The organism is Leeuwenhoekiella sp. H156 (assembly GCF_052218455.1).
Lineage (GTDB): Bacteria > Bacteroidota > Bacteroidia > Flavobacteriales > Flavobacteriaceae > Leeuwenhoekiella > Leeuwenhoekiella parthenopeia.
In genome coordinates this window covers 1618529-1640733 of sequence record NZ_CP197499.1, presented here as the reverse complement: position 1 = coordinate 1640733, position 22205 = coordinate 1618529, and the positions used below count along the sequence as shown (strand labels likewise).

Genomic DNA, 22205 nt, shown 5'->3' with positions numbered 1-22205 from the left:
ATGATGATGAAGATGCAGTTAAAACTTTTACTGATCCTGATTTTTTCAGGATTTACGGCCTGGTCTCAGGTAGAATTTGATGCCCGGGTGAGTAAGGAGACGCTTGGAGTCAATGAGCGTCTGCGTGTAGATTTTGAGATGAATCAGGATGGTGACAATTTTAGACCACCCAGTTTTCAGGGGTTTACCGTTGTGGGGGGTCCTAACCAAAGCATCAGCAAACAATGGGTAAACGGGAGGGCCAGTTTTTCGAAGACCTTCTCCTACTTTTTACAGCCTAATGCCACCGGAAAATTAAAAATAGGTCAGGCTGAGATTGATATCGACGGTACTACCTATAAAACCCTTCCGGTAGAGATTACTGTGACAGGAGCCGTTGATGTACCCAAAGACCCTAATGATCCTGCGGTTGCAGCGGCAGAAAATGTGCATTTGGTTGCTGAGGTTTCAAAATCTGATCCTTATCTCAATGAAGCATTTACGGTCGTGTACAAATTGTACGTTTCCAGAGAAACATCTGTGACCGGCTGGAATGAGGTTGAAGCTCCAAAATTTTCGGACTTCTGGAATCAAAGTATTGATGAAAAGCAGTTTAAAATTTACGATGGCAGCTATAATGGTAAGCCCTATCGCTATGTAATCTTAAGACGTACGCTGTTGTATCCTCAAAAAACCGGCGAACTTACCATAGAGCCCCTTGCGCTTAATATCAATGTGGAAGCGCCTACCAATCGCCGTGATATATTTGGGATGCGCATTCTGCGTCCTGCGCAGATTAAGGTGAGTGCGCCTACGCGAAAAGTAAAGGTGAAGCCGCTTCCTGAAGCCGGAAAACCTGAAAGCTTTACCGGAGCCGTAGGAACTTTTGATTTTGACGTTACAGCTAGTAAAACCAAATTAGATGCGCAGGAAGCTCTAGATCTTACCATAAGTGCTAAAGGTAATGGTAACCTGAAACTGTTTAATCTGCCCAAGCCTAAATTGCCCAGTTCTCTGGAAGTTTACGAGCCCGAAAACGAGCAGGATATACGGGTTTCTGTTAATGGGATGAGTGGTAAAAATGCACAGCGTTATACCATCGTGCCTCAGCAAAAGGGGAATTATCCTATTCCGCCTATAAATTTCTCCTACTTTGACCCGGCGACAGAGCAATACAAAACCCTGAGCAGCGATGAGATTATCATTGATGTGGAGAATGGCCCTGCTACTCTGGCACAAAACAATAATAAAGTGCCGGTTGAGGCTCAGAAGCAGTTTAGCTACATCAAATCGGAGGCAAACCTCATCTCAAAAAATCAGGAATCTTTTTTTGGCAGCACAATCTTCTGGACTATGCTGGGAACACCGGTTCTATTGATTCCGCTGGTGATATTTTTTGGTCGTAAGAGACGTGAATATCAAAATGATATTAAGGGCAACAGATTGCGCAAGGCAGATAAACTGGCGCGCAAATACCTGGGCGATGCCAAAAAGAATTTGGGCGATCAGACCGCGTTTTATCTGGCTTTAGAGAAATGTTTGCACAATTACCTTAAGGCAAGGCTCAATATCCAAACCAGTGAGATGAGTAAAGAGCGTATCAGCCAGTTATTACAGGAACGCGGAGTAGCGGTAGAAACTACGGCAAGCTTCCTCAAACTGTTGGAAAGTTGTGAATTTGCCCGTTATACCCCGGCAAGCAGTGTTGCGATGCAGCACGATTACAATCAGGCGTCACAGGTTATTTCAGATATAGATAAGCAATTGTAAGGTTTTAAAATCGCTATAAAAATGATTAAGAATATAGAATTTTTTAGACCGAAAAGCTCAGGATTCAGATGCAATGCAGTCCAACTGATTTTTGCGTGTATGGTGCTGTTTGTATCATTTGGGTCACACGCACAAACCCCGGAACAGTTATTTGAAACCGGAAATTCTCAATATGCCCAGAACAATTATGAAGAGGCCATTAAGAACTACGAAAAAGTTTTGGATGCCGGTTATGAGTCTGCAGCCGTTTATTACAATCTGGCAAACGCGAACTATAAGCTTAACCGCATAGCTCCCAGTATTTATAATTATGAAAAAGCACTTCAGTTAAAACCCAACGATCAGGAAATAAAAAACAATCTGGAGTTTGCCCAGAATATGACGGTAGATGCTATTACGCCCTTGCCTCAAAATACCTTCAAAAAAGGGTATCGCGCAGTGTTGGGCTTATTCAGTGTAGATGGCTGGGCGGTATTAACCGTAGCGCTTTTGGGCTTATTTACTCTTAGTTTCCTGTTTTACTACTTTATTGCTTCCACTTCCCTCAAGCGCACCCTTTTTACGGTTTCCTTTCTGGCTTTAGGACTGGGTTTATTGAGTCTTACTTTGGCTTTTCAATCCCAATCGGAAAAACGAAACCGCATTTTTGCTGTGGTTTTTTCGCCGGAGGCTGAAATAAAAAACGCCCCAAATCTTGCGGGTGAAAGCAGCTTTGTCCTGCACGAAGGTACAAAGGTGCGGGTGCTGGAGCAGGATGTAAACTGGGCGATGATTCAATTGGCAGACGGTAAGGAGGGTTGGATTCCTGTGTCTGATATAAAGCTTTTGTAGATAATAAGTTATATTGATAGTAATTCAATATAACTTTTATAAATTTACTAGGCTTAGCCAAAACCAAATCCTTGACAACCAAATCCTTTTTACTGCTTAGTATTTTTGTGATTTTTCTAATCACTCCGGTTTTGGTGCGCGCTTTTGAGCATCAGGATAAATGGTGTATGCTAGACGGTATTGATGACGAGCGAGGTTTGGGGAGTGTATTTGACTCAGAAGATGAGTTCAGTAAAAATTCAGACTCAGCCTACACCATATTCAACATCGTTGAAGTAATTGCTCCCGAACCGCTGCACTTTTCAGTGGTTCCTGATTCGGTCTACCTTGACTTGATTTCTCCACCTCCAAAAAATAATTAATTTTAATATTTACATGCATAGTAGCCAAACTCCCCGTGGGGTTGAGGCTGATGTATGTATTACCACTATTTTTAAACAACCGCAACCAATTTTATATTATGGATATTCAAAAAATTTTTGAAAACAACAAAGAGTGGGTAAAGCAACGCCTGAGTACAGAACCTAATTACTTTAAAAAACTATCTGAAGGTCAGTCGCCCAAAATACTGTACATAGGCTGCAGTGACAGCCGGGTATCTTCTGAAGAGCTTATGGGCGTGGGCCCCGGGGATGTTTTTGTACACCGCAATATTGCGAATATGGTTCCCAATACCGACCTTAATTCGATGTCTGTGATCAACTATGCCGTAGAACATCTTAAGGTAGAGCATGTTGTGGTTTGCGGGCATTATTACTGCGGGGGCGTAAAGGCCGCAATGCAATCTGCAGACCTGGGACTGCTCAATCCCTGGCTTAGAAACATACGTGACGTATACCGTATACATAAAGACGAACTCAATGAGATCAAAGATGAGGAAGAGCGTTACAAAAAATTTGTGGAGCTAAACGTTCAGGAACAGTGTGTGAACGTGATTAAAACGGCCGACGTTCAGAAAGCAATACGCACCCGTAAGTTATCGGTTCACGGCTGGGTGTTTGACATTCATTCCGGGAAGTTGATAGACCTGAATATTGATTTTGAGAATATACTTCGCAACATTATGGAAATATACAGACTGGATGCCCTTTAAAACGATAAGCCCGTCCTGATCTGCAATAATAATCAACCTTTATCAGACCTGCCGGCTTTTAGAAAAGCGGCAGCATAGTTAGAATAACCTAAAACCAAAACATCATGTTTAAACATTTAAAAAATGATTTCCCTTCAGCAGTAGTGGTCTTCTTTGTGGCCTTACCGCTCTGTCTGGGAATCGCGCTGGCGAGCGGCGCCCCATTATTTTCGGGGCTTATAGCAGGTATCGTAGGCGGTATCGTGGTGGGAGCCATAAGTGGCTCAAGCCTGGGAGTTAGTGGTCCGGCAGCCGGACTTACCGCAATTGTTCTTGCGGCAATAACAACCCTTGGAGGGTATGAAAATCTGTTAGTAGCTATCGTGCTGGGAGGTGTAATTCAGTTGCTTTTTGGCGTCCTCAGAGCAGGTATAATTGGGTATTATTTTCCATCTTCGGTTATTAAAGGAATGCTTACCGGTATTGGGATCATCATCATTCTTAAGCAAATTCCACATTTCTTTGGCTATGATGCAGACCCGGAAGGCGACTGGAGTTTCTTTCAGGTAGATGGCGAAAATACCTTTTCAGAACTGGGAAATATTATAGGTAATATAAGTCCCGGAGCTACGCTTATAGCGGCTATTGGCCTGGGAATACTTATACTATGGGATGTCGTGCTCAGTAAAAAAGGAAAGTTTTTCAAACTTATTCAAGGGCCTTTGGTTGCAGTAGGTTTAGGTATTGTGTATTATTTAGTCACTCAGAATTCTGGAGAATGGGGTATAGCGCAGGAGCATTTGGTTTCTGTACCGGTACCAGAAAATTTCGGGGATTTTATCGCGCAGTTTACGTTTCCCAATTTCTCAATCATCGGTGAGCCTGCGGTGTGGATTACAGCCTTTACGATTGCGCTGGTTGCCAGTTTAGAAACGCTTTTATGCGTAGAGGCGACAGACAAATTAGACCCTAAAAAGCGCACCACACCTACCAACCGTGAGCTTTTTGCTCAGGGAGCCGGGAATATCGTCTCTGGAATGATAGGTGGTCTGCCTGTGACCCAGGTTATCGTGCGTAGTTCGGCAAACATTCAGTCAGGAGGTCAGACTAAAATGTCTGCTATTCTGCATGGATTTCTGTTGTTGATTTCAGTGATTTTAGTGCCAAACATTTTGAATCTTATTCCGCTTTCGGTACTTGCGGCCATTCTGTTTTTAGTAGGTTTTAAACTGGCAAAACCGTCTACCCTTAAGCGTATGTTTTCTTTAGGATGGAAACAATGGGTGCCCTATATGATTACGGTTTTGGGAATTGTATTTACCGATTTGCTCATTGGTATCAGCATGGGCCTTGCAGTAGGTATCGTGGTGATTTTAATCAAGAACTACCAGAATTCGCACTTTTTGCACATTCGCGATGAGAAGGAAACCGGAATAAAAGTGGTAAAAATGACTCTTGCCGAAGAGGTCACGTTCATCAATAAGGGAGCGATTTTAAAAGAACTGGACAAGTTGGAGCCCAATTCGTATCTGGAAATTGATGTGTGTAAAACCCGTTATCTGGATCATGATATTATCGAAATCCTCGATGACTTCCGTTTTAGGGCCAATGACAAAAACATCAACGTTAAGATTATCTCTGAACGGGGTACTATTGAAAATCCCGAGAGTTACGAGGCCTTTTTCAAAGAAGTAAAAATTGAAGAATACCGTACACCGGCATAAATGGTGCCTGCTCATTAAAATTAAAAACCCCGGATGTATTGCACTCGGGGTTTTTTAATTAAATGGTTTCGGTCTGCATAGGGGGTTCTTGCTGCTCAGGTTCTTCATTACGTAAGATTTCGATCTCTTGGAGAAGACTAGGAAGCACCAGCGGCGCAATTGGCTCAACAAACGGATAAAGCACAGAGGTTTCTTTGGTTTCCTCCTGAATAAGATTAAATCGTGCGGTAATTGAGTTAATAAACATCAACAAAACACTCAGTATAAATGCAGATTTCAGAAGCCCAAACACGGCCCCCAGAATCTTGTTTAGGATGCCCAGCATGATGAGTTTGGCGAGTTTGGTGAGTAGTTTTCCCGTTAGGGTAATAACCAGTACAATGACAATAAAGGTCACCGCAAAAGCGATGAGATTAAGCGTCGCAGGTTCCCATTCTACGCGGTCCTTGAGATAATCTGCAGCGTAAAATGAAAAATGAATGGCGCCATAAACCCCAAGAATAAGTGCAAGCAGGGAGGCCAGCTCCAGGAGCAACCCGTTTTTTATGCCTTTGTATAAACCCAGAAGTAAAAAGACTCCGAGTATAATGTCTAAATAATTCATAGGCTAAATATACATTTTTTCTAAAGTCAGGGCCCACTCAAAAAGGCCTGAAGCGTTTCATGCAGACATTAGCTTTAAGACTAGTGCTTCTTGACTATATTTGCGGAATGGCAAGAGATGAACAACTTAAGGAGCGCTGGGAACAGGTAGTCACCAAGCTTGCGGCGCGTTTTGCAGACGGCGAGCGACTTGACCTGGACGCAATTATCTATTTGATAGGGGTGCAGGAGTTGGGCAAACCCGGAATGCGCTTTAAAAAAGATGATAAAATCAATTTAATGCATATCGCCATTTGTCGTTTACTGGAGCCTTTTGGGTTTTACCGGTTTGATTATCAGGATGAAGAGGGCTGGCCCCATTATGAAATGCTGGAGCCACTACCTCCCCTCAAAGCCGGTGAACAATCCCTGCTGATGAAAGAAGCCATTGTAAATTACTTTTTAGAAAAAGAATTGATTCATTAATCTGCCAGGCATTGCTGTTCTTAAATCTGTTACAACGTACGTTTCCTAACGATTCCGGGCCTATCTATAAAGAGACGGTCGCCGGCAGATTCCCTGTAGAGCCATTTAATACCTACAGTAATTTCATTTTTCTGTTTATCGTCCTGTACTTCTTTTTGAAGATCTATAACAAACCCAGGCAGCATTGGTTTTTAATGATCACAATCCCGCTCATTTTTGTAGGGTATGTGGGCGGCACGCTTTATCATGGTCTGCGCAGTGCAGAGCTTTGGCTGTTACTAGACTGGGTGCCCATACGAGGACTGAGTTTTCTGGCCGTTCTCTATTTCATTTTTAAGTGGAAAGACACCTGGCCTCAGCGCATATTGTTTATCGTCGCTATTGGAGCCGCTTTTATAGGATTGCGCTATTTGCCCGTGCCTGAAAATATTGAACATAATCTGGGTTATCTCATCAACGCGCTTTCTATTTTAATACCGGTTGTTGGCTATCTAAGTAAAACCCACTGGAGGCACGCGGGATGGGCATTTTCGGGATTTATCATATTTGCCTGTGCGATTGGTTTCCGGTTTATAGATCAGCGTCTTGAGTTTGATATTTTCTGGATGGGAACCCACTGGCTGTGGCATCTTCTGGGTGGAATGGCTGTGTTTTGCATTCTCAACTATATTTTCATGGACAATAAAGCACAAGCCGAAGGGATTTCCTAAATTTGTGCCTTCAAAAGTCCGTAAGGGCATTTTATAAATAAGTCACTATCCACTTCAGTCCAAATGCTGAAGAAAGGGCCATCAGATTGAACTCTTAAACTATGTTAGATAAAATAAAAGAGCGTATTGCCGAAGCAAAAAGCTTTACCACAAGCTCCTTAGATGAGGTGGAAGCTTTCCGCATTAAGTATTTAGGGAAAAAGGGTCTGTTTAATGAGTTTTTTGCAGAATTTAAAAATGTACCAAACGAGCAGAAAAAAGAGTTTGGCCAGACCATAAATAAACTCAAAGCTGTTGTTCAGGAACGTATAGATGCTCTAAAGTCTGACCTGGAAACCGTTGAAGAAAAAGGAGTTTACGGTGATCTTACGCGTCCCGGTGATCTTGTTTCTTTGGGTTCAAGACACCCTATTTCTATCGTTAAGAATGAGATCATAGATATTTTTGCCCGAATCGGGTTTAATGTTTCGGAAGGGCCTGAGATTGAAGACGACTGGCACAACTTTACCGCGCTTAATCTGCCCGAATACCATCCCGCACGTGATATGCAGGATACCTTTTTTATTCAGACAGATCCCGATATTTTATTGCGCACACATACGTCATCTGTGCAGGTACGCTATATGGAAGCCAATAAGCCGCCTATACGCACCATTTCTCCGGGTCGTGTGTATCGCAATGAGGCGATCTCGGCGCGTTCGCATTGCTTCTTCCATCAGGTGGAAGGTTTGTACATAGATAAAGATGTTTCGTTTGCAGATTTAAAGCAGACTTTGCAGCATTTTACTACCGAAATGTTCGGGAAAAGTAAGATACGCCTGCGTCCTTCATACTTTCCGTTTACAGAGCCCAGTGCCGAAGTAGATGTGTACTGGGGGCTTGAGACCGAAACCGATTACCGCATGACCAAAGGAACCGGATGGCTGGAGATTATGGGCTGTGGAATGGTTGATCCTAATGTATTAACCAATTGCGGTATAGACCCTAAAGAATACAGCGGTTTTGCCTTTGGTATGGGCATAGATCGTATTGCGCTTTTGCTGCATCAGATATCAGATATTCGCTTACTGAGTGAAAATGATCTGAGGTTTTTGGAACAATTTAAGAGTGCCCTATAGCTTTTAAAGCGACTTTTGTACCGGATGTATTCTTAAAATTCCGGTTATGAAAAAGTATGGTATAATAGGTTTCCTCATTTTTGTCGCAGTGGTAATTGCCGTGCTGACTTTTGCAATTGGCGTTATTAAAATTATGATCGGGAGTGTTTTCCTGGTAATAATGGCAATAGCCATACTGGCATTGTGGATTATGTGGAAGGTTAAAACAGACTAATTATGCGGAAGGATATAGATATCCCTAAAAGCGATGGCGTTTATGTGGCTGCTGTAAAGGAGTTTAATGAAACCCACCGCACCAATGACTGGAACGCCTATATCATTAACGATCTCAACGAACCGCTGGAACTGGTGCTTATTGTTTCTAACGGTTACAACGATCAAAAAGTGACCAGCCAGATGCGGCATAAATTGCAACTACTTCCGGCTAAGGGCTATGCTAAAATCGAATTTATAGAAGATAGTGTGCTCGAGCTGAATAACGAGTTTGCAGTAACCTATTTTCTGGGCGGAACCCTTTTTGAAAAGAAATTTGTTTTTCAGGCTTCATCCATTTCTGATGAAACAGCAGGGCCAATTCCCGTAATGCCCAAAGAAGGGGTGCTCGCATCCTAGTTTATTTCTTAACTTTAGTGATATGAATATCACATTCACTACAAAATCCGAAAGTAAAGCCTTACAGGAACAAGCATTTCTTAAGTTGAGTCCTTCACAACGTTTTTATGCTTTTTTAAAACTTTGCAGCGATGTAAACCAATTTCCTGTGTCGCGGCGACGACAGCCAAATCCGTCTAATTTTATTTTAGAAAAGAAATCTAAAAATGAATAATTTATGGGATTATGAAATACATGATTTCTTAAGGCTATGCATGAGTAAAGGAGTCAGGCTAATAATGGTGGGAGGCGGAGCGGTAAATTTCCACGGCTACCAAAGGCATTCGGCCTATGTCGATTTTTGGATAGAAACTTCTGAGACTAATTTTAAAAACTTAGTTCAGGTTTTTAATGAACTGGGATACGATTTGGAAGATTTTCCGGAGGCTGTAAAAAAGCAACAGCAAAATATTTCGGTAAATTTTTCTCCAGACTCTTTAAATCTTGAGCTAATCACTAATTTTTCAGTCAATAAATCTTTTGATGAGGCTTATGAAGATTCGATAGTTGCTACTTCTGAAAATAATTTTGAGCTCAACTGGAGGGTATTGGCATATGAGGATTTAATTACCAGCAAAGTGAAATCCGGAAGACCTAAAGATTTGTTAGACATACAGGAACTCCAAAGAATCAAGGATAAAGATTGATTTTAATCCAATTTCTCCGTTAACTTTTTAAAAGTCTTTTTAGGATCTTTTCCTTTGTATAAAACCTCGTAAACGGCATCTATTATAGGTGTTTTGGCTCCGGTTTTCTCCTTGATTTTATAGGCACTTTCGGCTGCATAATAACCTTCGGCCACCATACTCATTTCCATCTGTGCGCTTTTTACGGTGTAGCCTTTACCTATCATATTCCCAAACATACGGTTGCGGCTAAATACCGAATACCCGGTCACCAGCAAATCTCCCAAATAGGCTGAGTCGTTGATGTTGCGCTTCATCTTATGCACTTTTTTGATGAATTTTTTCATCTCGCGTATGGCGTTACTCATCAGCACACTTTGAAAATTATCACCATAACCCAGACCGTGGGCAATACCCGCTGCAATGGCGTAAATGTTTTTAAGCATCGCGGCATATTCGGTGCCTATAGTATCGTCAGTGATTGTAGTGTTGATGTAGTCGCTGCCCAGATGTTTGGCCATAATTTTTGCGTGCTCCTCATCTGCACATGCGATGGTTAAATAAGAAAGCCGCTCGAGGGCAACTTCTTCGGCATGACAGGGTCCGGTGATGACTCCAATATTTTCATACGGAATATCGTAAGCATCGTGAAAGTGTACGCCAACGATTTTACCGGTTTCGGGTACGATACCCTTGATTGCCGAAAAAACAATTTTGTTTTTAAAATTGCTGCTCACCTTTTCAAGTTCTTTACCCACAAATGCAGAGGGAATTGCAAAAATCAGGTAGTCTGCATAATCAATTATGTCGTTGATATCATTACTCAGCTTGAGCCTCGTGGTATCAAACTCTACGGCACTCAGGTAATTGGGATTGTGTTGTTCCTTTTTAAGATGCTCCATGGCATAAACGCTGCGCATATACCAGCCTACTTCATCCAGATTTTCGGAAAGCATTTTTACAATGGCGGTAGCCCAGCTACCTCCCCCAATAACACCAAATTTTAAGGCCATAATAACTTAAGATTTACCTCAAATGAGGTTAGGATTAAAAACGAAGCAGCTTCCTAAAAATCAATTTTATAACGGTGATTTTTTAAGAATTTCTTCTCCCTAAATGTACAGATTTTAAAGCGGACCTAAAATCTTGAAAAACATCGGTTTAATTTTTTGGCACAGGCTTTGAATACCTGTTAGTACAATTCAAGCAAGACGTCAAGGCTAAGAATTAGTTAAGCTGAAGGACTTTGGTGCATAGCGCAAAGAAGATTTCAGAAGTGATAACTTAAAGAAGAACAATTATGAAAGCAATACAATTACTTGGAGGCCTGGCTCTGTTTCTTGGCGTATTTACTTCGTGTGTGAGCGATGTTTATATTGAAGATGAAATAATAGAACCGGCAGTACCTTTATCTGTAGTACTAAGTGACTACGAGCTCTGGTACGTAGACATCAATCAGACACAAGGTAACGGCAATATTCCGTTTATGGAGAAGGCCTTTACGCTTTCATTTTTAAGTGGAGATGTCTGGGCAAATAACAATCTCGCCGGTATAGGTAATCAGGGTGCGGGATATGGTATCGAAGTAGGGTATTATGATATTTTTGATTACGATCTGGATATTAGTCACGACATAGATGGTTTTTATTCGTTTGAAGTGATCCCGGTCAATAGAAATACAATTGAACTCTATCACAGACCTACGCAGACTTCCTTTTTCTTAAAAGGCTATCAGCGTTCTAACTTTGATTACGACCGTATTTTTTACGACAACATCCATTTCTTTTTGCAGGAATATGCAGCCTGGGAAAAGATTTATACTTCGGCAAGTGGGGTTTCAAATGAGTTTGATGCAGAAAACTTTTTAAGCTTTTATCCGGCTAATGGGGGTGGAAACTTTCAGAGCTCGCAAGACGTGAGAGGTACTTCAGTGAATAATCTGTATTGGGATTATACCGGTATTTATGATGTGCAAAATGTTGCCGGAAACGCGCTCTTGAAGACGCTTACGCTAGATTATGATTATTTTGAAAATGAGTTTTTTGAATTATCAATCCTTGATGATAGCACAATATCCCTGTATCACCCCACATCGGGAAGTGAATACCGCTTTAGAGGAAAAGGCTATATAACCTATAAAACACCCGAAGAAGGTAAGAGCAGGTTGAAGCAGGCTGTAATTGAACAAAGTATTAAGCAGTTGCAAACGGCAAAAAGCAAAAGTAAATAGTTAGATTTTTTGGTTGGTTAGTTAGTTGAAATCGTCCTGTTGTGTAAATTACAGGGCGATTTTGTGTTTTAAGTAGCGCTAAACCCGGTAAATGAAGCTGTGTGGGCTTAAATATTCACATAGATTTACCGAAGTCTTGACGCAGTCTTAAGTGTTGATTTTGTAATTTTCATTTCAATTAAGACTAACTAATCCCGGGAAACCGGAAAGAATCAAAAAATTATGGGATTATTTTCATTTATTAAAAACGCCGGAGCCAAAATAGGCATAGGTAAAAGTACAGCTGAAGAAGCTGCCGAAAAGAAAGCGGAAGCAGCAGCTGCCGCAGAAGCAGCAAATCGCAAGGCAGAAGCTTCTTTAAAAGAAACCATTCAGGATTTAGGTCTTGAGGTCGAAAACCTTCAGCTTGATATTAAAGGCGAAATGGTAATCGTTGCAGGTAAAGCTAAAGACCAGACGACTAAAGAAAAAGTGGTTTTGGTAGTGGGTAACGTTGAAGGTATCGCTCAGGTAGACGACCGTATGGATGTGGAGCACAAAGAACCTGAAGCGCAATTCCACACCGTTGAATCTGGAGATACCTTGAGTAAAATCGCTAAAAAATTCTATGGGAATGCCATGAAATATCCGGTGATTTTTGAGGCCAATAAGCCTATGCTAAAAGATCCGGACAAAATTTATCCGGGGCAGATGTTACGCATCCCAAGGCTGGATTAATACGCATAAAATCATACTGAAAAACTCTGAGGTCAATTCCTCGGAGTTTTTTTATGTTAAACTTTCAGCACAAGGCATTCGCATTCAGAAGGCTATAAAACACCATGCCTGTAAAGAAATCCGGCAGAGGCTTCAGTTCGTAAATAGTATTAAAACCAATATACTATGAAATTTAAAAACCCATTTACGAAAGCAGGAGCTCTTATTCTGACTTCAATTTTATTTATAAACTGTTCAGACGATACCGAAACCCTCAATGAGTCTGACGATACTGTCGTTGCTGCTTATACCGTTGCCGACTTTAAAGCCTCCCTTTCAAATGCTGAAGAAGAACAGGATGAAGCCTGTTTTTCAAGAAATCTGATTGCGGGTCAAAATGAGGTAGTGGGCCAGGTAACTATAGATGTAAATCAGGATGGTAGCTGGACGCTTACTTATCATACCCTTGAAGGCTGGTCTTTGCAGGAAACGCATTTAAGTTTAAGTCCTGATTGTGAAAATCCAACGTTTCCGGTCACCAAAACCGGAAATCCCAAGGTAGGAAAGTTTGAGTATGCTGCTTCGCACGAGAACGGCATTGATACGGTAGAATATACAATCTATCAGGATTCATTCAGCTGGGAGTTTTGTTTTGCAGCTCACGCAGTGGTCGAAGGGCCAAAAGGAGAGGAAACTGCCTGGGCCGAGGGGGAATCTTTTGACGGTAAGAACTGGGCGATGTATGTGCACGCCTTCTTATTGGGTTGCTTGCAACAAACCTAAGATCGGTAAAAATTCATCTCATCAATATAGCGCCATACCGGTTGCGGTAATAAGGGTCGGCAGTTTTTGCCGGCCTTTATTGCTTTACGAATAAAGGTTGCCGAGATTTCTACCACGGGAGCATCTACGATATGTATGTTAGGATGCTCTAAAAGTTTAGGGCGGTCTGCGTCTGCTTGTTCGGCAACGCGGGGATATACATAGATTGCATGATTTTCCAGGAGTGTCTCGTAGTTTTTCCACTTGTGCAGCGTACGCAGGTTATCTTCACCCATAATCAGGCTAAACTCATAATCAGGATACTTTTCCTGCAAATAAGCTAAAGTGTTTGAAGTATAATTGGGTTGAGGTAAATTAAACTCGATGGTACTCGCTTCAATTTTAGGATAGTCTTCTACGGCTTCAAGCACCAGTTGATAACGATGATGATTGTCTAAAAGCGTTTTTTTCTTCTTGAATGGATTGTGGGGGGTAATCACCATCCAGATTTTATCGAGGTCGCTGTATTCGGCAAAGTGGTTTGCGATGATGAGGTGTCCTATATGCACGGGATTGAAGGTGCCGAAGTACAAACCTATTTTCATAGCTATTCCTTTACAAAATTGCGTACCAGTGCATAAGCTTCTTCGAGCGCGGTGTCCAGATCGTTGTTTTCGATGATGTGGTCAAACTGCGGAGCGGTTGCCAGCTCAATACTCGCTTTGGCAACGCGCATATTGATGCGGTCTTCACTTTCGGTCTTGCGCTTTTTAAGCCTGATTTTTAACTCTTCAATACTGGGAGGTTTTACAAAAACCGCCAGTGTACGCTCGGGATAGAGCTTTTTAATATCCAGACCACCTACCACGTCAATGTCAAAAATCACGTGTTTACCCTGTTTCCAGATGCGTTCTACTTCACTCTTAAGTGTGCCGTAAAAGTTATCGCGGTATACTTCTTCCCATTCGAGAAATTCTTCGGCTTTAATGCGTCTTTTAAACTCTTTAAGCGATAAAAAATAATAATCAACGCCATCCTGTTCATTAGGTCTTGGCTCCCGTGAAGCCGCCGAAATGCTAAATTCCAGATTGAGTTCCTCCTTGGCGAGTAACCAGCGCACAATGGTTGTTTTACCGCTTCCGCTAGGTGCCGAAAAAACAATGAGTTTGCCTGAACCTTCCATTAGAGTACGTTTAAAAGTTGTTCTTTTATTTTTTCGAGTTCGTCCTTCATGCGCACCACAACCTGTTGCATAGGTGCGTAATTTGACTTAGAGCCAATGGTATTGATCTCACGGCCCATTTCCTGACTTATAAAGGCCAGTTTTTTTCCGTTAGACTGTGGGGAGGTTAAGGTTTTTGAAAAATACTCCAGGTGATTGCGCAGGCGCACTTTTTCTTCGGTAATGTCATACTTCTCGAGATAGTAGGTGAGTTCCTGCTCAAAACGATTTTCATCAACCGTGGTTTTAAGGTCTGCAACGGCCTTGTTGAGGCGCTCACGCACACCTTCCATACGCTCGGGATCTATTTTTTTTACTTCGTCCAGATAATTTGAAATGTTGCTGACGCGCAGTTCAAAATCTTCTTTTAAAACCTGGCCTTCATCAGCTCTGTACTTGTCTATGCTTTCCAGGGCCTCTTCAACACCTTTTAAAATAGCCTGATACTCGTCTTCGTCTATCTCATCTTTTTCGGTCTTAAGTGCGTCTGGAAGCCTTATCGCCATTTTAAGCAGCTCTACATCATCGGCATGCGGAGTAACTGCCTTGAGTTGTTTGATATATTGACGTACCACATCGGCATTGATAGCAGTTGAGGTTTCCTCACCGTTAAGTTCAACATAAAGGCTGAAGTCAATTTTGCCGCGTTGTAATTTTTGAGCTACGAGATTACGCAGTTCTAATTCTTTTTCCCGATAGAAGGAAGGGATTCGCGCATTGAGATCCTGACTTTTACTGTTGAGCGATTTTATCTCGATCGTAATTTTTTTGGAAGGCAATTGGGTTACAGATTTCCCAAAACCGGTCATTGATTTAATCATGAGGCTACATTAGACGGCAAATATAGCAAATCAACGCGGGCTTAGAAACATCGAAATTACTCCGGCTACAGTGTTAAAATTTTAAGGATGATATTAAAATATCTTGAATAATATGTTTAATTATTGTTAAGTATTTATAAATTCACCTTAACATTAACCCTAATAACAGATTTTTTATGAAAAAAGCAGCACTAGCTTTAGGAGTAGCATTTGTAACCATGCTCTCCTGTACAGACAACGTTGAAGAGAATAACGATGTACAAAAAAGTGTGGATCAGGAAGTTGCCGTAGATATGAGCGACTTTTATTTGTATACCGATGATTTTACAAACGGTAAATCAAGTGTAGGAAAAGATCCAAAAGTTTGTTTTACAATGGTAAACTTAAACAGACAGCTTAATGAAGATGATAAATTGTACGATAAAATGTTCAGCATAGAGAAAAATGCCAGAGCCTTTATCGCGGCTAAATCTACTAATGGTAAAGGAAAACCCGGTTCCGGAGGTGGAGACGGTGGAGGTAGCACTCCCCCGGTTGATGATGGTCTTGGTGTGATCAACATTCCTGTGGTTGTACACGTTCTTTACAGCAATGCTAATGAGAACATCTCTGACGCTCAGATCGCATCTCAAATCGCAGTACTTAATGCAGATTTTAATGCGACCAACTCTGATGTAAGTCAGGTTCCTTCTGAGTTTGCAGGTGTGGTTGCAGATTCTGATATCAATTTTACCTTAGCTCAAACCATCCGTAAATCAACTACCCGTACATCCTGGGGTACTCGTGACGAAATGAAGTTTTCTTCAAATGGCGGTTCTGATGTGGTAAGTCCTGCTACGCACCTTAACATCTGGGTGTGTAATATAGGTGGTGGAATATTGGGCTACGCGCAGTTCCCCGGAGGTTCTGCTTCTACAGATGGTGTTGTAGTTGGTCCTCAGTATTTTGGTAGTACCGGTTATGTAGCTGCTCCTTTTAACGAAGGTCGTACTGCAACTCATGAAGTGGGTCACTACTTAAACCTGCGTCATATTTGGGGTGATGGTAGCTGCAGACAGGATGATTTTGTAGCTGATACACCATCTTCAAACGGTCCTAATTACGGTTGCCCATCGTACCCAACTGTAAATTGCCGCTCTAACGATATGACGATGAACTATATGGATTATGTAAATGATGCGTGTATGTATATGTTCTCAGAAGGTCAAAAGGTACGTATGCGTGCTCTTTTTGCAAGTGGAGGACCTCGCGCAGCGTTTTTGAACTAGATAAAAACATCTTAAATCGATCTGAAAAGGTGCTCGTGAAGAGCACCTTTTTGTATTTTACTGCTAAAATTAAACTTATGAATTATATACTCGGTTTTTTTATGGTTCTCTTTGCTGCGAAAGGTTGCGAAGAGCAATTTAACTATACCAGCATTGACTATGAGGCTGCTTCCCGCGGGGTGTATCATCATGTGCGTGTCGAAGGAAATACCCTCATCTCGGAGCATTCCCGTGACGGAAGCGATAGAATTACCAAAGAGCTTACAGCGTCACAGGTAAGCGAACTCAATCGTCTGGCGCAGACTTTTGTTGCCACTACTGCTGATGATATTGAGAATCCTTCTGACGCAGCAGACCGCGACGCAGCGGTGCCGGTTAAAGTTCTTGTTGTAGGTGGTACTTACAGCCGAAGCGCTTCTTTTGACCGCGGAAATCCACCGGCACGGGTGGCGCCCTTAGTAGGCAGATTACTGCTTCTTGCAGAAGCGCCCTAAAATTGAAATACGTTTAAAAAAGAAAACCCCACACGATGAAGTGTGGGGTTTTTGTTTTTATAATTTGCCGGTTACAGCTTACGCACCCAGATATTGCGATAGCTTACGGGGTTTCCGTGATCCTGCAGTTTTAATGGAGCCTCACCGTGAGCCTCATTTTTGGGTTTCCCAATGTATTCGGTTGTACCCAGTATTTCTACGTGATCCTGTACCAAAACGCCATTATGCATTACCGTTACGGTTGCAGATTTGGTTTTGTTCCCATCGGCATCAAATTCCGGCTGATGGTAAATAATGTCATAAGCCTGCCATTCGCTGGGCGCTTTTGTGGCATTTACCAGCGGAATACTTTGCTTATAAATCGCAGTTGCCTGCCCGTTTGAATAGGTGCGGTTATCGTAACTGTCTAAAACCTGTACTTCATAGCGATTCTGAAGAAAAATACCGCTGTTTCCGCGTCCCTGTCCTTCTCCTTCAACAACCTGTGGTGCACGCCATTCTACGTGCAATTGGATGTCGCCAAAGCTTTCTTTGGTCTGGATATCTCCGGTACCGCCTGCAACAGTCATAGACCCGTCGCTGTTCACCAGCCAGGGCGCATTTACGATAGAATCTTTAGTGCTTTCCCAGGCGTTCAGATTTTCACCATTAAACAATACGATCGCGTCAGATGGTACGCCGGCTTCATTAAAAGTGACCACTTCAGGTTCCGGCTCCCAGACTTCGGTTGCTGCAGGGTCTGTAATGGGAGCTTCTTCAACTACTGCTGTGGTATCTGTTGCCGGTGCAGTTTCTTCGGTGCTTTTTTCTGTGGAAGTATTACAGGAAAAAAGTAAACCTGTAGCCAGAAGCGGAAGGATAAATTTGGTGTTCATAATTAAAGTTTTTTGATTTTAATATCCCGGAAGGTAACCACATTGCCGTGATCCTGCAGGGCGATGTGACCGGATTGTGATTTGCCGAAAAGAGGCCAGTCTGCAAACTTGGATTCTGCAACCATAGCATCCCATTCAGGGCCACTCACCGGAAAGCTTACCACTTCGGTGTCGTTTAAAACCACGACACCTTTATTGTTTTCATAATCTATGGTAATGACATAGCTGTTCCACTCACCGGCAGGTTTCACAACGCCTTCAGGAGCAGCGATCATGTCATAAAGAGCGCCTGAGCGGTGCGTGGTGCCTGCTTTAGCATCAGGATGACGCTCGTCGTCCAGAATTTGGATTTCAGGTCCGGTCAGATAGGGTTCGCTTAAGGAATCATTCTCCTGAACAGCCCACATAATCCCGCTGTTTCCACCTTCCGATATTTTCCAGTCAAGGCTTAGTTCAAAACTTTCAAAAGTCTCGTTAGTGACCAGATTTTGACTTCCCTGCTGATTTTCAGCCGGAGTAAAAACCAGATTTTCTCCTTCTATTTTCCACTGTGTGGGAGCTTCGCCATTATAGGCATGCCAGCTGTCGAGATTGCTTCCGTCAAAAAGGGTAATCCATTCGTTTTCGGGTTGTGGAGTTTCCATAGTTGTTTCAGCAACCGGTTCTTCGGTATTCTCTGCTTTTTCCTTGCAGGCAGCAAGCGCCAACAGCGCAAAGGCAGAAAGGTAAATTTGTTTTTTCATGAGTTGTTTAGTTTATTCCAAGTATGCGTTTCAGTTTAGCTTCATCGGTTTTCGCTCCCGCGAAATCATCGAATTTTTTTTGGGTAGCCTCAATAATATGACTGGCGATAAACGGTGCGCCTTCGCGGGCTCCCTGCTCGGGGGATTTGATGCAGCACTCCCATTCCATCACCGCCCAGACATCGCAACCGTACTCGGTTAGTTTAGTAAAAATGGTTTTGAAATCAATCTGGCCGTCACCCGGCGAGCGATAGCGACCTGCGCGGTCAATCCAGTCGCCATAGCCTCCAAAAGCTCCTTTTTTTCCGGTAGGATTAAATTCGGAATCCTTAACGTGGAACATTTTGATAAACTCGTGATAGTTGTCAATGTATTCTATATAATCCAGCTGCTGTAACACAAAGTGACTGGGATCATACAGAATATTGGCTCGCTTGTGATTGCCGGTAGCTTCACGAAAACGCTCAAAAGTCACCCCGTCGTGAATGTCTTCTCCCGGATGCACTTCATAACACACATCAACACCCTGCTCATCAAACGCATTGAGAATTGGCGTCCAGCGGTTAGCGAGTTCTTTAAATCCCAGTTCTACAAGCCCGGGCGGGCGTTGCGGCCAGGGATGCCAGGTGTGCCAAAGCAAAGCTCCGCTAAACGTGCCGTGCACATCTATACCCAGATTTCTGCTGGCTTTTGCTGCACTTAGGAGCTGATCTACTGCCCATTCCTGGCGTTTTTTCGGATTATTTTTATACCCATCGGGAGCAAAGTTGTCAAACATCTCGTCGTATGCGGGATGAACCGCTACAAGCTGGCCTTGCAGGTGCGTACACAATTCGGTAATCTCCAGACCGTAGCTGTTTACTTTGCCTTTGAGTTCGTCGCAATAGGTTTTGCTTTCTGCTGCTTTTTTAAGGTCTATAAGCCGGCTCTCCCAGGTGGGGATTTGTATGCCTTTATACCCTAAATCACTGGCCCATTTGCACAGGCCATCCAGAGAATTGAAAGGTTCTTTATCGTCCATGAACTGAGCCAAAAACACGGCCGGTCCTTTTATGGTTTTCATAGTCGTTTGGTTTTAGATTATGGTTTTAGTCTTCTTTAAGACTTACCCAGGCTGCGTTATTATCATTTGAGGCTACCGAAGCATAAATAAACTGCATGCCTCTTAAACCGTCGTGAATGGTAGGAAAATCGGGTCGCTCTGAAATGGCGTTACCCTCCATTACCGAAAGGACTTCTTTCGCGAAGCTTCTGTAAATAGTGGCAAAACCTTCCAGATAGCCTTCCGGGTGACCGGGAGGAACGCGGGTATATGCGGTAGATTCTTCGTAGGTGCCGTTACCGCCGGGGGTGTAAATCTGTTTGGGCTTATCAAGCCAGTATGCGGTAAGTTCATTCGGATTTTCCTGATACCAGGCAATACTTCCTTTGCTTCCGTATACGCGGATGCCCAGGTTGTTTTCTTCACCGGTTGCGATTTGCGAAATGGTCATACAGCCTTTGGTATTTCCTTCCAGACGAAGCAGGATATTGCCATCGTCATCCAGCACGCGACCTGCACCAAAACTGCTGAGGTCTGCCGCCACTTTCTCAATTTTTTTACCTGTGATGTATTCGGTAAGGTTTTCGGCATGCGTACCAATATCTCCAAGAGCGCCACCAATTCCTGATTTTTTAGGGTCAACCCGCCATGAAGCCTGTTTGTTTTCGGTCTCTTCAACGGCGGTAGATAACCACCCTTGCAAGTATTGAACCACCACTTTACGTATGTCGCCCAGCTCGCCGTTTTGAATCATCAAACGGGCCTGTTTAACCATAGGATAGCCGGTGTAGTTGTGGGTAAGGGCAAACACTTTTCCGCTTTTTTTGACCACTTTTTGCAGGTCAAAAGCCTCATCAAGCGTTAGGGTTACCGGTTTGTCGCAAATCACGTGAAAGCCGTTTTCAAGCGCCAGTTTTGCCGGAGGGAAGTGCATATGGTTTGGTGTTACGATAGAAACAAAATCCATGCGCTCGCCTTCGGGCAATTCTTTTTCTTTGGTAATCATTTCCTCAAAACTCTTGTAAGCCCGCTCAGGAGCCACACCCAGTTCTTCGGCAGACTCGAGACTGCGTTGCGGGTTGCTGCTAAAGGCGCCACATACGAGGTCAATCATTCCGTCTATACGGGAAGCCCTGCGGTGCACATCGCCAATAAACGAGCCTTTACCGCCGCCTACCATTCCCATTTTCAGTTTTTTCATTGTAGTTGTTTTTTGGTCAGAGAAATTGAAAAGGCACCTAATAGTTTAAGTTAAGTGCCTTTAAAGATTTATACTTTTTCTCCTTTATATTCTATTTTTTCATTTTTAAATGCAATCAGGAAGAACAGGAATACCAGCGCGGCAAAACCTGCAGGGTATACCCAAATGGTTCTCCAGTCGTGCAACTCGCCAATAAGATACGTATCTGTAATCTGGCCTGCAACCCAGAACCCGATCAGCATCCCTACGCCATAGGTGGCCAGCGTGATCAGTCCCTGTGCTGCACTCTTGTTATCAGAGCCTGCTTTTGAGTCGGTGTAAATTTGACCCGAAACGAAAAAGAAATCGTAGCAAATACCGTGTAATGCGATACCTATAATTAACATGAACGACAACTCGTCTGCGTTACCAAAGGCGAACAGCAAATACCGAAGCACCCAGGCGATCATTCCGAAAAGCAGGGTTTTTTTAATGCCGAAACGCAACAGGAACACGGGTAGCAACAGCATGAACAATACTTCAGAAATCTGACCTATCGACTGCTTAAGGGTTGGATTTTCCATTTTTAATTCGGTTAAAAACGGATTGGTGTTTTGATAGTAAAAAGCAAGTGGAATACAGATCAGGATCGAAGAAATAAAGAAAATAAGGAAGTTTTTGTTTTTCAGCATCGTGATTGAACTGAGTCCTGTTTTCTCAAGAAGAGATTGCTCTTTATCTGATTTTACCGGTGGGGTTTTAGGCAGCAGGAAGCTGAAAACTCCAAGAATCGCCGAAGCAATCGCGGTCATGGTGAAGGTGTTACTTAATAATCCTTCCTGTATTCCTTCCTGAGAATCCCAGCCTAAAAGGCTTATGGCAAAGCCGGCAACGATCCAGCCTATGGTTCCAAAAACACGGATCCACCCAAAATCTTTAGAAGGGTTTTTCATCTGTCTAAATGCTACCGAGTTTACCAAAGCCAGAGTTGGCATGTAGGCGATCATATAGCCCAGAACGTAGGGATAAAAAGCTGCAAAGTCTGTGGTTTGACTCATTTGGTACATCAAAAATGCACCTGCCAGATGTAAAACACCTAAAATGCGCTCGGCATTAAAAAATTTATCGGCTATGAGACCTATTACAAAAGGAGCGATGATGGCACCCCATGACTGGGTTGAAAAGGCCATCGCACTTTGTGCTCCGGTAGCTTCCAGATTGTTTCCTAAAAAAGTTCCTAACGTCACAAACCAGCCCCCCCAGATAAAAAACTCGAGGAACATCATTAGTGACAGTTGAAATCGAACGTATGGTTTCATAAAT

At 42.8% G+C, this 22205-nt stretch carries 26 protein-coding genes; 16 read left to right on the top strand and 10 right to left on the bottom strand.

Translation table 11 applies throughout. From position 1 onward, the window contains the following. Positions 1–6: 6 nt before the first annotated feature. The 5 genes from ACSSS3_RS07010 to ACSSS3_RS06990 all read left to right on the top strand — a co-directional run bounded on the left by ACSSS3_RS07010 (position 7) and on the right by ACSSS3_RS06990 (position 5376). On the top strand, positions 7–1749 hold the full coding sequence (locus ACSSS3_RS07010) for a BatD family protein (RefSeq protein WP_442847409.1): 1743 nt from the start codon (positions 7–9) through the stop codon (positions 1747–1749). A 99-nt stretch (positions 1750–1848) separates the two neighbouring features. Next, on the top strand, positions 1849–2580 hold the full coding sequence (locus ACSSS3_RS07005; RefSeq protein WP_442846977.1) for a tetratricopeptide repeat protein: 732 nt from the start codon (positions 1849–1851) through the stop codon (positions 2578–2580). 71 nt (positions 2581–2651) lie between these two features. After that, positions 2652–2942 carry a hypothetical protein gene (locus ACSSS3_RS07000; RefSeq protein ID WP_442846976.1) on the top strand — a complete coding sequence of 97 codons (291 nt, stop codon included), beginning with the start codon at positions 2652–2654 and terminating at the stop codon, positions 2940–2942. 98 nt (positions 2943–3040) lie between these two features. Further along, positions 3041–3673, top strand: coding sequence for a carbonic anhydrase (locus ACSSS3_RS06995; protein WP_442846975.1), 633 nt, complete (start codon positions 3041–3043; stop codon positions 3671–3673). A 104-nt stretch (positions 3674–3777) separates the two neighbouring features. Beyond that, positions 3778–5376, top strand: coding sequence for a SulP family inorganic anion transporter (locus ACSSS3_RS06990; protein WP_442846974.1), 1599 nt, complete (start codon positions 3778–3780; stop codon positions 5374–5376). Positions 5377–5434: 58 nt separating this feature from the next. Here ACSSS3_RS06990 and ACSSS3_RS06985 read toward each other — a convergent pair whose 3' ends face one another. Next, on the bottom strand, positions 5435–5980 hold the full coding sequence (locus tag ACSSS3_RS06985) for a CvpA family protein (RefSeq protein WP_442846973.1): 546 nt from the start codon (positions 5978–5980) through the stop codon (positions 5435–5437). 107 nt (positions 5981–6087) lie between these two features. On the opposite strand from ACSSS3_RS06985, the gene ACSSS3_RS06980 reads away from it, so the two are divergent. The 6 genes from ACSSS3_RS06980 to ACSSS3_RS06955 all read left to right on the top strand — a co-directional run bounded on the left by ACSSS3_RS06980 (position 6088) and on the right by ACSSS3_RS06955 (position 9570). Then, on the top strand, positions 6088–6444 hold the full coding sequence (locus tag ACSSS3_RS06980) for a hypothetical protein (RefSeq protein ID WP_228228989.1): 357 nt from the start codon (positions 6088–6090) through the stop codon (positions 6442–6444). 11 nt (positions 6445–6455) lie between these two features. After that, a complete protein-coding gene (locus ACSSS3_RS06975) occupies positions 6456–7154 on the top strand; it encodes a hypothetical protein (protein ID WP_228228932.1) in 699 nt (232 codons plus the stop codon). A 101-nt stretch (positions 7155–7255) separates the two neighbouring features. Beyond that, the gene (gene pheS / locus ACSSS3_RS06970; RefSeq protein WP_442846972.1) at positions 7256–8272 is read left to right on the top strand and encodes a phenylalanine--tRNA ligase subunit alpha; all 1017 of its coding nucleotides are present in this window, start codon (positions 7256–7258) and stop codon (positions 8270–8272) included. Positions 8273–8318: 46 nt separating this feature from the next. Then, entirely contained in the window at positions 8319–8486 is a 168-nt protein-coding gene (locus ACSSS3_RS06965; protein ID WP_189319400.1) for a hypothetical protein, read from the top strand. A 2-nt stretch (positions 8487–8488) separates the two neighbouring features. Beyond that, complete coding sequence (locus tag ACSSS3_RS06960; protein WP_442846971.1) at positions 8489–8884, top strand: hypothetical protein; 396 nt, start codon at positions 8489–8491, stop codon at positions 8882–8884. A 206-nt stretch (positions 8885–9090) separates the two neighbouring features. Beyond that, positions 9091–9570 (top strand): DUF6036 family nucleotidyltransferase, encoded by a 480-nt coding sequence (locus ACSSS3_RS06955; protein ID WP_442846970.1) that lies wholly within the window; start codon positions 9091–9093, stop codon positions 9568–9570. Positions 9571–9572: 2 nt separating this feature from the next. On the opposite strand, the gene ACSSS3_RS06950 is transcribed toward ACSSS3_RS06955, so the two are convergent. Beyond that, the gene (locus tag ACSSS3_RS06950) at positions 9573–10562 is read right to left on the bottom strand and encodes an NAD(P)H-dependent glycerol-3-phosphate dehydrogenase (protein ID WP_442846969.1); all 990 of its coding nucleotides are present in this window, start codon (positions 10560–10562) and stop codon (positions 9573–9575) included. A gap of 287 nt (positions 10563–10849) precedes the next feature. On the opposite strand from ACSSS3_RS06950, the gene ACSSS3_RS06945 reads away from it, so the two are divergent. The 3 genes from ACSSS3_RS06945 to ACSSS3_RS06935 all read left to right on the top strand — a co-directional run bounded on the left by ACSSS3_RS06945 (position 10850) and on the right by ACSSS3_RS06935 (position 13258). Beyond that, the gene (locus ACSSS3_RS06945; RefSeq protein ID WP_442846968.1) at positions 10850–11779 is read left to right on the top strand and encodes a nicotinic acid mononucleotide adenyltransferase; all 930 of its coding nucleotides are present in this window, start codon (positions 10850–10852) and stop codon (positions 11777–11779) included. Between the two features lie 222 nt (positions 11780–12001). Further along, positions 12002–12496: a peptidoglycan-binding protein LysM gene (gene lysM / locus ACSSS3_RS06940; protein WP_442846967.1), complete on the top strand. Its 495-nt coding sequence runs from the start codon at positions 12002–12004 to the stop codon at positions 12494–12496. 165 nt (positions 12497–12661) lie between these two features. Beyond that, positions 12662–13258 (top strand): hypothetical protein, encoded by a 597-nt coding sequence (locus tag ACSSS3_RS06935; protein WP_442846966.1) that lies wholly within the window; start codon positions 12662–12664, stop codon positions 13256–13258. Here the strand turns inward: ACSSS3_RS06935 and nadD are convergent. The 3 genes from nadD to ACSSS3_RS06920 are packed head-to-tail and all read right to left on the bottom strand — an operon-like array spanning position 13255 to position 15280. Next, positions 13255–13842: a nicotinate (nicotinamide) nucleotide adenylyltransferase gene (gene nadD, locus ACSSS3_RS06930; RefSeq protein ID WP_228228923.1), complete on the bottom strand. Its 588-nt coding sequence runs from the start codon at positions 13840–13842 to the stop codon at positions 13255–13257. The two genes, ACSSS3_RS06935 and nadD, sit on opposite strands and share 4 nt — an antisense overlap. Before the next feature lie 2 nt (positions 13843–13844). Further along, positions 13845–14420, bottom strand: a complete 576-nt coding sequence (gene gmk, locus ACSSS3_RS06925; protein ID WP_228228922.1) for a guanylate kinase — start codon at positions 14418–14420, stop codon at positions 13845–13847. After that, positions 14420–15280, bottom strand: coding sequence for a YicC/YloC family endoribonuclease (locus tag ACSSS3_RS06920; RefSeq protein WP_442846965.1), 861 nt, complete (start codon positions 15278–15280; stop codon positions 14420–14422). The genes gmk and ACSSS3_RS06920 overlap by 1 nt, the downstream gene beginning before the upstream one ends. A 176-nt stretch (positions 15281–15456) precedes the next feature. On the opposite strand from ACSSS3_RS06920, the gene ACSSS3_RS06915 reads away from it, so the two are divergent. Together ACSSS3_RS06915 and ACSSS3_RS06910 are read left to right on the top strand one after the other, a co-directional pair. Further along, on the top strand, positions 15457–16548 hold the full coding sequence (locus ACSSS3_RS06915) for a zinc metalloprotease (RefSeq protein ID WP_442846964.1): 1092 nt from the start codon (positions 15457–15459) through the stop codon (positions 16546–16548). A 77-nt stretch (positions 16549–16625) separates the two neighbouring features. Further along, entirely contained in the window at positions 16626–17042 is a 417-nt protein-coding gene (locus tag ACSSS3_RS06910; protein WP_442846963.1) for a hypothetical protein, read from the top strand. A 71-nt stretch (positions 17043–17113) separates the two neighbouring features. Here the strand turns inward: ACSSS3_RS06910 and ACSSS3_RS06905 are convergent, their stop codons facing one another. From ACSSS3_RS06905 to ACSSS3_RS06885, 5 genes are all read right to left on the bottom strand, one after another. Beyond that, a complete protein-coding gene (locus ACSSS3_RS06905; RefSeq protein WP_228228918.1) occupies positions 17114–17917 on the bottom strand; it encodes a 3-keto-disaccharide hydrolase in 804 nt (267 codons plus the stop codon). A gap of 2 nt (positions 17918–17919) precedes the next feature. Next, positions 17920–18660: a 3-keto-disaccharide hydrolase gene (locus ACSSS3_RS06900; protein ID WP_442846962.1), complete on the bottom strand. Its 741-nt coding sequence runs from the start codon at positions 18658–18660 to the stop codon at positions 17920–17922. 7 nt (positions 18661–18667) lie between these two features. Then, a complete protein-coding gene (locus ACSSS3_RS06895) occupies positions 18668–19723 on the bottom strand; it encodes a sugar phosphate isomerase/epimerase family protein (protein ID WP_099645520.1) in 1056 nt (351 codons plus the stop codon). A 25-nt stretch (positions 19724–19748) separates the two neighbouring features. After that, on the bottom strand, positions 19749–20903 hold the full coding sequence (locus ACSSS3_RS06890) for a Gfo/Idh/MocA family protein (protein ID WP_442846961.1): 1155 nt from the start codon (positions 20901–20903) through the stop codon (positions 19749–19751). A 68-nt stretch (positions 20904–20971) separates the two neighbouring features. Continuing rightward, entirely contained in the window at positions 20972–22201 is a 1230-nt protein-coding gene (locus tag ACSSS3_RS06885) for a nucleoside permease (RefSeq protein ID WP_442846960.1), read from the bottom strand. Positions 22202–22205: the final 4 nt, after the last annotated feature.